Source organism: Brevibacillus sp. FSL K6-0770, from assembly GCF_038000275.1.
Taxonomy (GTDB): Bacteria; Bacillota; Bacilli; order Brevibacillales; family Brevibacillaceae; genus Brevibacillus; species Brevibacillus parabrevis.
The window spans coordinates 1-7,500 of the sequence record NZ_JBBOBQ010000001.1 but is presented as its reverse complement, the minus strand read 5'-3'; the positions used below and the strand labels follow the sequence as shown (position 1 = coordinate 7,500).

6 protein-coding genes and 9 tRNA genes are annotated in these 7,500 nt (G+C 49.6%); all 15 read right to left on the bottom strand.

The genetic code is table 11. From position 1 onward, the window contains the following. Positions 1-19: 19 nt before the first annotated feature. A tRNA-Thr gene (locus tag NST23_RS00075) sits at positions 20-95 on the bottom strand. Positions 96-111: 16 nt separating this feature from the next. Continuing rightward, positions 112-187 (bottom strand) — tRNA-Phe (locus NST23_RS00070). A gap of 35 nt (positions 188-222) precedes the next feature. Further along, positions 223-299 (bottom strand) — tRNA-Asp (locus NST23_RS00065). A gap of 24 nt (positions 300-323) precedes the next feature. Continuing rightward, positions 324-399, bottom strand: a tRNA-Val gene (locus NST23_RS00060). Positions 400-450: 51 nt separating this feature from the next. Further along, a tRNA-Glu gene (locus NST23_RS00055) sits at positions 451-524 on the bottom strand. Positions 525-540: 16 nt separating this feature from the next. Further along, positions 541-616 (bottom strand) — tRNA-Thr (locus NST23_RS00050). Between the two features lie 6 nt (positions 617-622). Continuing rightward, a tRNA-Asn gene (locus NST23_RS00045) sits at positions 623-698 on the bottom strand. A 38-nt stretch (positions 699-736) separates the two neighbouring features. Next, positions 737-812, bottom strand: a tRNA-Ala gene (locus NST23_RS00040). Between the two features lie 51 nt (positions 813-863). Next, a tRNA-Ile gene (locus NST23_RS00035) sits at positions 864-940 on the bottom strand. A 231-nt stretch (positions 941-1,171) separates the two neighbouring features. Then, the gene (gene gyrB / locus NST23_RS00030) at positions 1,172-3,088 is read right to left on the bottom strand and encodes a DNA topoisomerase (ATP-hydrolyzing) subunit B (RefSeq protein WP_370641116.1); all 1,917 of its coding nucleotides are present in this window, start codon (positions 3,086-3,088) and stop codon (positions 1,172-1,174) included. An 8-nt stretch (positions 3,089-3,096) separates the two neighbouring features. Then, the gene (remB, locus tag NST23_RS00025) at positions 3,097-3,384 is read right to left on the bottom strand and encodes an extracellular matrix regulator RemB (RefSeq protein WP_122962223.1); all 288 of its coding nucleotides are present in this window, start codon (positions 3,382-3,384) and stop codon (positions 3,097-3,099) included. Positions 3,385-3,393: 9 nt separating this feature from the next. Next, positions 3,394-4,512, bottom strand: coding sequence for a DNA replication/repair protein RecF (recF, locus tag NST23_RS00020; RefSeq protein WP_173597195.1), 1,119 nt, complete (start codon positions 4,510-4,512; stop codon positions 3,394-3,396). 16 nt (positions 4,513-4,528) lie between these two features. Continuing rightward, entirely contained in the window at positions 4,529-4,744 is a 216-nt protein-coding gene (gene yaaA / locus NST23_RS00015) for a S4 domain-containing protein YaaA (protein WP_063231699.1), read from the bottom strand. Between the two features lie 48 nt (positions 4,745-4,792). After that, the gene (gene dnaN, locus NST23_RS00010) at positions 4,793-5,932 is read right to left on the bottom strand and encodes a DNA polymerase III subunit beta (protein ID WP_122962225.1); all 1,140 of its coding nucleotides are present in this window, start codon (positions 5,930-5,932) and stop codon (positions 4,793-4,795) included. 206 nt (positions 5,933-6,138) lie between these two features. Beyond that, on the bottom strand, positions 6,139-7,500 hold the full coding sequence (dnaA, locus tag NST23_RS00005; RefSeq protein ID WP_340962933.1) for a chromosomal replication initiator protein DnaA: 1,362 nt from the start codon (positions 7,498-7,500) through the stop codon (positions 6,139-6,141).

Sequence of the window (7,500 nt, the reverse complement as noted above, 5' to 3'; positions counted from 1 at the left end):
ATCAACTGAAAATTAAAGGTGGTGCCGGCAATAGGACTTGAACCCACAACCCCCTGATTACAAGTCAGGTGCTCTACCAATTGAGCTATACCGGCATATTTGATTATTTCATGGTGGCTCGGGACGGAATCGAACCGCCGACACGAGGATTTTCAGTCCTCTGCTCTACCGACTGAGCTACCGAGCCTCGTGCATATGAGATGCCACCATTAGTTTGAATAATGGCGGAGCTGACGGGACTCGAACCCGCGACCTCCGGTGTGACAGACCGGCGTGAACTCCAACTTCACCACAGCTCCATATTAATAATCATTTTGTAATAATGGTGGAGGCTGACGGGATCGAACCGCCGACCCTCTGCTTGTAAGGCAGATGCTCTCCCAGCTGAGCTAAGCCTCCGTACTCCCCGACTTTTGTCAGGGACCCAACAAAGTAGTTGGGATTCATAGGTGACCCGTAGGGGATTCGAACCCCTGTATGACAGCGTGAAAGGCTGCTGTGTTAAACCGCTTCACCAACGGGCCGTGCTTTTTAATAATCTGGTGCTCCCGACAGGAATCGAACCTGCGACCTCTTCCTTACCATGGAAACGCTCTACCGACTGAGCTACAGGAGCGTGATATGGCTCCTCGGGACGGACTCGAACCGCCGACCGATCGGTTAACAGCCGATTGCTCTACCAACTGAGCTACCGAGGAACAATACAATATCCAGGCCAATTGCCTTTAGGAGTCTATGGTGGAGCTGAACGGGATCGAACCGATGACCTCCTGCTTGCAAGGCAGGCGCTCTCCCAACTGAGCTACAGCCCCATTTTCAAATGGGTAAGCGATCTTGATTTTGCTGCTATCGCCTTATGTAAGTGGTGGGCCTAGGCTGACTCGAACAGCCGACCTCACGCTTATCAGGCGTGCGCTCTAACCAACTGAGCTATAGGCCCGTATCGCTTCCTGGATCTTTAATCTAGCATAGATTTTTATTCATTGCAATAGAATTTTTGATTTTTTTATCGGGTAAAAGTGAATTTTTTGCAAGAAGGCTGGCTCAGCTACGAAAAAGCCAGCGAAAAACCCGCTTCGATCCGCAAAACAGCGTGGTAGAAGCCTTTTCCACACCTGTTTCATAGCTGAGCCTTCCTGCAATCAATGTCTATATGGAGCCATCAAGGATCTTAAATATCCAAATCTCTGACAGTCGCTGCGTATTGCTCAATAAACTCTCTGCGCGGCTCTACTTCATCGCCCATGAGCGTCTCAAACACCATATCGGCATCCATGGCGTCTTCCAGGTCAACTTGCAAGAGTGTACGCATCTCCGGGTCCATTGTAGTTTCCCACAATTGGTCCGCGTTCATCTCACCCAACCCTTTGTAACGTTGCACATTTGGCTTTGGTGTAGTCTTCAGGGTAGCGAGTATTTCATCCCGCTGCCTGTCGTTGTAAGCATAATGCAGCGTTTTGCCCTGCTTGATGCTGTACAACGGCGGCTGCGCAATATAAATATACCCCGCTTCGATGAGCTGACGCATGTAGCGATAGAAGAACGTCAACAGCAACGTACGGATATGTGAGCCATCCACGTCGGCGTCCGTCATGATTACGACTTTATGGTAGCGCGCTTTGGTGATGTCGAAGTCTTCGCCCACCCCTGTGCCGAGCGCCGTAATGATCATGCGAATTTCGTTGTTGCCGAGAATTTTGTCCAAGCGCGCCTTTTCTACGTTCAACACTTTTCCACGCAAAGGAAGAATCGCCTGGAAGTGACGATCGCGGCCAGACTTCGCAGAACCGCCCGCAGAGTCTCCCTCAACGATGAACAGTTCGGATTCGGAAGCGTCCTTGGAAGAGCAGTCGGCCAATTTACCCGGCAAAGCACTGACTTCGAGCGCGCTCTTGCGGCGAGTCATTTCCCGGGCTTTACGGGCAGCTTCACGGGCACGCGAAGCCATCAGGGCCTTCTCGACCACTTTTTTCGCTACGCCAGGGTTTTCCTCCATAAAGGTGCTGAAACGATCGCCAAACACGGACTCGGTAATGCTGCGCGCTTCCGAGTTGCCGAGCTTTGTTTTCGTTTGCCCTTCGAACTGAGGCTCCTGGATCTTCACCGAAATAATCGCCGTGATCCCTTCACGCACATCATCCCCGGACAGGTTTGCATCCTTTTCCTTGAGGAGATTGAATTTGCGGCTGTAGTCGTTGATCACGCGGGTAAGAGCTGTCTTGAACCCGGTTTCGTGCGTACCGCCTTCATGCGTGTTGATGTTGTTGGCAAAAGAATAAATATTGCTCACGTAGCTGTCGTTGTATTGCAGGGCAACCTCAACAAGCAGGCCGTCTTTCTCCCCTTCGCAATAAATGACTTCTTCGTGCAGCGCTTCGCGGTTTTTATTCAAATATTCCACAAACTGAACAATACCGCCCTCATAGTGGAACGATTCTTCCTTTTCCTGTTCGGGACGGGTATCTTTCAGCGTAATCCGCAGTCCTTTGTTGAGGAAAGCAAGCTCGCGAATACGTTTTTGCAAAATGTCGTATTCGAAAACGGTTGTTTCTGTAAAGATGGTCGGGTCTGGCTTGAACGTGACTTTTGTTCCCGTCTCTTCTGTCTCGCCAATAACAGCAAGATCAGCAACAGGTGCGCCGACCGTAAAACGCATATAGTGAATTTGATTGTTCTGCTTTACTTCTACTTCCATCCACTCGGATAGCGCGTTTACAACCGAGCTACCTACCCCGTGAAGACCGCCGGAAACTTTATATCCGCCGCCGCCAAATTTTCCGCCGGCGTGCAGGACAGTTAAAACCGTTTCTACTGTCGACTTCCCGGTTTTCTCGTGGATGCCGGTTGGGATTCCCCGGCCATTATCAGTTACAGATACGGAGTTGTCCGGATGAATGACCACCAAGATGTTGTCGCAATAACCGGCAAGCGCCTCATCGATGGCATTGTCGACAATCTCCCATACCAGGTGATGCAAACCGCGGCTGCTGGTTGAGCCGATATACATGCCGGGGCGTTTCCGAACCGCTTCCAGCCCTTCCAGAACCTGAATCTGACTCGCATCATAGTTTGTATCGTTCGTCGTCACTTGATCCACTACTCTGTCAACTCCTCCACTTCAGCTTGTACAAAGGGAAACTGATCCAAGCTGTCCACGAACTGAGCGCGTCGCTTTAGCGTCAGAGAAGAAATAGGTGAACAGTAAATGGCATCCTTGGTGATTACATACGATTTTGTTTCTTCTACGCTGTGGTCGACGATCGTCTTCCGCTTTTCCTGCAAGAAAGCCTTGTTGACCTTCGAGGATTTCACGGTTTGATGATCGAGGATGGAAATGACTTCCTTTGTGCTCACCACAGTATCTCCACCAATGTGAATAAACATCCCTGATCCCTACCTTTCTCCCGAGATTGTCCCTTCCTTCACGTAAAAACGAGAGGCTTGCTGGAGAACCTGATGCTTTAAGCCTTCCACACCTGTCGTGCTCACAAACGTCTGAACCCGATCCTGAATGGTTTCGAGTAACAGGGTTTGCCGATGTTCATCCAACTCTGACAAGACATCATCCAACAAAAGAACGGGGTATTCCCCCACTTCTTCTTTAATCAGTTCGATTTCGGCCAGTTTGATGGACAGTGCGCTCGTGCGCTGCTGCCCTTGTGAACCGTACGTTTGGACATCCATGTTGTTCACTTTGAGTGAAAAATCATCGCGATGCGGTCCGATCAAGGTGCTTCCGCGCATGATTTCCCGGTCGCGAACCTCTTCATAGGCAGCCAGCATTGTATCAACAGCCTGCTCGACCGACATTTCTTCCGTAACTGGCGATGAGTTTACATAGTGCAAGGAAAGCTTCTCCCGGCCATTGGTAATGCCCGTATGGATCTCCTGCGCCCATACTTGGAGCTTGCGAAGAAACTCAAACCGCTTCCTCAACAATTTTACCGCTAAATCGGCTAGTTGGGTATTCCAAATTGCCAGCATTTCCAGCGAATGGCTTTTTTTCATCGCCAAGTCCTTCAGCAGTTGATTCCGCTGCGCCAGCACTTTGTTGTAATTGCTTAAATAATACAGATAAGTGGGCGATACCTGGCCGATTTCCATGTCAATAAAACGTCTGCGCTGAGCGGGTGCCCCTTTTACAATGGACAAATCCTCCGGCGCAAACATGACTACGTTCAAGGCTCCCACATAGGCGCTCAGCTTTTGCTGCTCCATCCCGTTGATTTTGGCCCGCTTTCCTTTGCTTGTCAACTGCAGCTCCAAACGAACAGAACCGTAGCGACGAAGAACATCGCTACGGATCGTGGCGAAATCGGCATCCCACGTAATCAGCTCCTTGTCTCGGGGCGTACGGTGGGATTTGGCCAGAGCCAGAACGTATATCGATTCGAGTGCATTTGTTTTCCCCTGGGCGTTGTTGCCAATAAACAACTGGATGGGGCCATCAAAATCCAAGGACAGGGATGAATAGTTGCGATAGTTGGTAAGCGACAGGTTCTTGAGAAACAAGAATCACGCTCTCCTCTCAGCGGCGTACCACTTGAAAGCGGCCATGGCCTTCAATCGCCACTTCATCGCCAGGATATAGCTTGCGGCCTCGTCTGTTGTCCAGCTCGCCATTGATTTGAATCGGCACCTCTGCCAAAAAAGCTTTGGCCATGCCTCCGGTATCGATGACGTCAGCCAGCTTTAAAAATTGGCCGAGAGCAATGTATTCGGTGTTGATGGAAACCTCACGCATGGCTTGGCTCCTTTCTTTTACGAAAAAGAACTTTTTTACGAAAAAACCCTAGTAAGTACGGACTGGCAAGATCAAATGCAGCATCCAATCGTGGTCCGTCGGACGAATGACAAACGGGCTCATCGGGCCAGTAAAGCTGGCTCTGATTTCGGAGCTGTCAATCGCACGCAAAGCGTCAATCATGTATTTGGCGTTGAAGGAAATCTTCAGCTCTTCGCCTTCCATCGCTTTCGGACTCAAAATATCCGTTACTTTCCCGATTTCAGGAGCGTTGGAGGTGATCTCTACAGTGCCATCCGGCAGCGTAACGAGCTTGACCACATTGGATTTGCCTTCGCGGCTGAGCAAGGAAGCGCGCTCGATCGACTGCAAAAATTCTTTGGTGCTGACAGTGATCTCTGTTTTGCTTCCTTGTGGAATGATTCTGGTCGTGTCTGGATAAGTTCCCTCCAGCAAACGCGAATAGAACAAAATGTGCTTGGACTTCACCAAAATTTGATTGTCGGCTACGACGATATCAGCAGGATTTTGGTCATCATCCAAGATTTTTACCAATTCGTTGCAGCTTTTTCCTGGTACGACTACGTTGTGGAAGGAAAGGTCATCCGGGCATTCTACCATGGCAGTACGGCTGGCCAAACGGTGACTGTCAGTCGCAACAAAACGAAGCTTGCCTTGTTCCAGGGACCACATCAATCCAGTAAGAATCGGGCGCATTTCAGAAGTGGATACGCCAAAAACAGTCTGACGGATCATTGCTTTTAGCAAGTCACAGGGAACGCTGAATACTTTATCCTCTTCCAGATGCGGCAATTGCGGATACTCGCTGGCATCCATTCCGTTGATGGTGAACTCTGCTTGTCCGGAACGGATTTGGGTAACAAGGCGATCGTCTACCTGGATATGGATTTCGTTGCTTGGCAGCTTGCGGACGATTTCGCTGAAAATGCGAGCTGTCAAAACGATGCTTCCAGGCTGATGGATCGTTACTCCCCATTCTCCCGCTTCTTCCAAAGGAATCTGTACTTCGATGGATACGTCCGAGTCGCTTGCAGTCAGAGTAAGCCCCTCGTCATCTGTTTTTATCTTAATCCCGGTCAAAATCGGAATGGTTGTTCGGCTGGAAACGGCTTTACTGACATGTGACACGGCGTTAGACAGCTTGTCTCGCTGAACGGTAATATGCATCAACGTGATCCTCCCTCTATCTGCGCCATTTTTTTAATGGACTATGCATAATGGCTGCGTCTTTATCATAACTTATTAGGATATATCTTTTTAACAGAAGTAGTAATAGGGCCTGTGGATTTGTGGATATGTGGACTGATAACGTAAAAGATAGCCTATACACATGTGGGTAAGTTGTGTATAGGCTTTTTGCGTTATGCACAGGTTTAGTGGTTTGCTTTTAACTTTTCAATGAGCGACTGAATCGTAGTTTGCATCTGCGGATCACTTGCCAGTGCCCGCGAGATTTTTTCATGCGCATGGATGACAGTTGTATGGTCGCGTCCGCCAAATTCGTCGCCGATTTTTGGCAAGGAGGCGTCTGTCAGCTCCCGAGACAAATACATGGCGATTTGGCGAGGAAAAGCGACGGTTTTGGTCCGCTTTTTCGCTTTGAAGTCTTCCAGCTTCAGACTGAAAGCTTCTCCGACAGCACGCTGAATGTCCATAATGGTAATCACGCGCGGGCGAGAAGACGGAATGATGTCTTTCAAAGCTTCGGCAGCAAGCTGCGTATCAATGTCGCGATTGATCAAGGAAGAGTAAGCGACAACACGGATCAGCGCACCTTCCAGCTCGCGGATGTTGCTGTCGATTTGATTCGCGATGTAAGCCATTACTTCGTTCGGAATGTCGAGGTTTTCTGCCTTCGCTTTTTTGCGCAAAATGGCAATCCGCGTCTCCAGATCAGGCGGCTGGATGTCGGTAATCAGTCCCCATTCGAAGCGGGAGCGAAGCCGGTCTTCCAGCGTCGGGATCTCTTTTGGAGGCCGGTCGGAGGAAATGATGATCTGTTTGCTCTCTTCGTGCAGAGCGTTGAACGTATGAAAAAACTCCTCTTGCGTCGACTCCTTGCCAGCCAAAAACTGAATGTCATCAATCAAAAGAACGTCTACACTCCGGTACTTGTTGCGAAATTCGACGGCCTTGTTGTCCCGAATGGAGTTGATGAACTCATTGGTAAACTTCTCGGACGACAAATAGACCACTTTTGCCGATGGATTGTGTTGGATAACATAATGGCCAATTGCGTGCATCAAGTGGGTTTTGCCAAGTCCGACTCCTCCGTAAATGAAGAGGGGATTGTAAGCTTTGGCAGGAGCTTCTGCGACTGCAAGCGAAGCGGCATGAGCGAAACGATTTCCCGCACCGATAACGAAAGTGTCAAAGGTGTACTTGGGATTCAAAATGCTGGGTGGCTGGTCATCCGCTGCTGTGGGCGGAGCGCTCATTTTCACCCGTGGGGTAGGTTGTTCCTCGGCAAATGTGGCATCCTGATTTTGCAGGGCGACGAATTTTACCTTCATATTGATACCTGTCACTTCATATAGTGTATCGGTAATCAGTTGAGCGTACCGGGTTTCGAGCCAATCTCTCGCAAAGTCATTGGGCGCCACGACGATCAGTGCATCCTCTTCCAGGGTGGTTGCCCTGGTTGCTTTGAGCCAGGTATCGAAACTTGGTTTGCTTAGCGATTTTTCTATCTTGGCGAGAACTTTGCGCCATAGTTCGCTAATCGCTGCATCCAA

Excerpts from the sequence above, each read along its gene's own strand:
- remB (WP_122962223.1), bottom strand. The coding sequence starts at position 3,384 with ATGTTTATTCACATTGGTGGAGATACTGTGGTGAGCACAAAGGAAGTC.
- dnaN (WP_122962225.1), bottom strand. The coding sequence starts at position 5,932 with ATGCATATTACCGTTCAGCGAGACAAGCTGTCTAACGCCGTGTCACAT.
- yaaA (WP_063231699.1), bottom strand. The coding sequence starts at position 4,744 with ATGCGTGAGGTTTCCATCAACACCGAATACATTGCTCTCGGCCAATTT.